Annotated in this window: 1 protein-coding gene; it reads left to right on the top strand. The window is 48.3% G+C overall.

The features are described from left to right. The first annotated feature begins 121 nt into the window (after positions 1 to 121). Entirely contained in the window at positions 122 to 982 is an 861-nt protein-coding gene (locus tag P0Y67_RS22550; protein ID WP_000027050.1) for a broad-spectrum class A beta-lactamase TEM-116, read from the top strand. Positions 983 to 1,734 lie beyond the last annotated feature (752 nt).

Below are 1,734 nucleotides of genomic sequence, written 5' to 3'. Positions count from 1 at the left end.
AATTCGGGGAAATGTGCGCGGAACCCCTATTTGTTTATTTTTCTAAATACATTCAAATATGTATCCGCTCATGAGACAATAACCCTGATAAATGCTTCAATGATATCGAAAAAGGAAGAGTATGAGTATTCAACATTTCCGTGTCGCCCTTATTCCCTTTTTTGCGGCATTTTGCCTTCCTGTTTTTGCTCACCCAGAAACGCTGGTGAAAGTAAAAGATGCTGAAGATCAGTTGGGTGCACGAGTGGGTTACATCGAACTGGATCTCAACAGCGGTAAGATCCTTGAGAGTTTTCGCCCCGAAGAACGTTTTCCAATGATGAGCACTTTTAAAGTTCTGCTATGTGGCGCGGTATTATCCCGTATTGACGCCGGGCAAGAACAACTCGGCCGCCGAATTCACTATTCTCAGAATGACTTGGTTGAGTACTCACCAGTCACAGAAAAGCATCTTACGGATGGCATGACAGTAAGAGAATTATGCAGTGCTGCCATAACCATGAGTGATAACACTGCGGCCAACTTACTTCTGACAACGATCGGAGGACCGAAGGAGCTAACCGCTTTTTTGCACAACATGGGGGATCATGTAACTCGCCTTGATCGTTGGGAACCGGAGCTGAATGAAGCCATACCAAACGACGAGCGTGACACCACGATGCCTGTAGCAATGGCAACAACGTTGCGCAAACTATTAACTGGCGAACTACTTACTCTAGCTTCCCGGCAACAATTAATAGACTGGATGGAGGCGGATAAAGTTGCAGGACCACTTCTGCGCTCGGCCCTTCCGGCTGGCTGGTTTATTGCTGATAAATCTGGAGCCGGTGAGCGTGGGTCTCGCGGTATCATTGCAGCACTGGGGCCAGATGGTAAGCCCTCCCGTATCGTAGTTATCTACACGACGGGGAGTCAGGCAACTATGGATGAACGAAATAGACAGATCGCTGAGATAGGTGCCTCACTGATTAAGCATTGGTAACTGTCAGACCAAGTTTACTCATATATACTTTAGATTGATTTAAAACTTCATTTTTAATTTAAAAGGATCTAGGTGAAGATCCTTTTTGATAATCTCATGACCAAAATCCCTTAACGTGAGTTTTCGTTCCACTGAGCGTCAGACCCCGTAGAAAAGATCAAAGGATCTTCTTGAGATCCTTTTTTTCTGCGCGTAATCTGCTGCTTGCAAACAAAAAAACCACCGCTACCAGCGGTGGTTTGTTTGCCGGATCAAGAGCTACCAACTCTTTTTCCGAAGGTAACTGGCTTCAGCAGAGCGCAGATACCAAATACTGTTCTTCTAGTGTAGCCGTAGTTAGGCCACCACTTCAAGAACTCTGTAGCACCGCCTACATACCTCGCTCTGCTAATCCTGTTACCAGTGGGTACCTAGGATCCATGGCTGCTGCCAGTGGCGATAAGTCGTGTCTTACCGGGTTGGACTCAAGACGATAGTTACCGGATAAGGCGCAGCGGTCGGGCTGAACGGGGGGTTCGTGCACACAGCCCAGCTTGGAGCGAACGACCTACACCGAACTGAGATACCTACAGCGTGAGCTATGAGAAAGCGCCACGCTTCCCGAAGGGAGAAAGGCGGACAGGTATCCGGTAAGCGGCAGGGTCGGAACAGGAGAGCGCACGAGGGAGCTTCCAGGGGGAAACGCCTGGTATCTTTATAGTCCTGTCGGGTTTCGCCACCTCTGACTTGAGCGTCGATTTTTGTGATGCTCG

This window comes from Photobacterium sp. SP02 (genome assembly GCF_038519165.1).
In the GTDB taxonomy this organism is placed as follows: Bacteria; Pseudomonadota; Gammaproteobacteria; order Enterobacterales; family Vibrionaceae; genus Photobacterium; species Photobacterium halotolerans.
The sequence above is the reverse complement of the archived record's forward strand: the minus strand, read 5'-3'. Positions and strand labels throughout refer to the sequence as shown.

Bases quoted from the DNA above. Each gene is read 5' to 3' on its own strand.
- P0Y67_RS22550 (WP_000027050.1), top strand. From the start codon at position 122: ATGAGTATTCAACATTTCCGTGTCGCCCTTATTCCCTTTTTTGCGGCA.